At 30.4% G+C, this 533-nt stretch carries 1 pseudogene; it reads left to right on the top strand.

Features of this window, described 5'->3' with window-relative positions:
- Nucleotides 1–438: 438 nt before the first annotated feature.
- A pseudogene (locus GNY06_RS14945) lies at nt 439–533 on the top strand (transposase); the annotation flags it as partial.

Genomic DNA, 533 nt, shown 5'->3' with positions numbered 1-533 from the left:
GTCTCCTGTGAAATACAGAGAAAAGGAAAAACAGAAACTTGCTGTTATAAATTAACAGAAAATAAATTGGGTACAATATGAAAAATTGTCTAATTTTAAATCGTACTAAAAAAGGGAAGCCTACAATTGTTTCCCACATTTTTCTTTTTTACAGATATTTTAGTATTTCCAAAGTTGTAAGATAAAGAAAGCCTAATCAATCGTGAGTCATAATATTGCTGAAAAGATTGTGGGATGTTATTAGAAACCGATGAAATTTTAGTGTAATTTGTTTTTAGAATATCTTCAAAATTTAAGAGGCTGTTTAAATTTGTGTAGAAAATTTTGTTAGGAAGGTTTTCAGAAGTTGGATATTTGGAAAAAAAGGAATGAAATACCCAACTGATCTAACTGAAAACCAATGGCAAATATATAAAGAAAACGCTGAATCTGAAAGATAGAAAGCGAAAACATCCTTTGATCCTGATTTGGAATGCGTTAATGTATCTGATAAAAACAGGCTGTCAATGGCGTATGCTGCCAAAGAACTTTCC

Source organism: Elizabethkingia argenteiflava (assembly GCF_009904105.1).
GTDB classification, from domain to species: Bacteria; Bacteroidota; Bacteroidia; order Flavobacteriales; family Weeksellaceae; genus Elizabethkingia; species Elizabethkingia argenteiflava.
The sequence above is the reverse complement of the archived record's forward strand: the minus strand, read 5'-3'. Positions and strand labels throughout refer to the sequence as shown.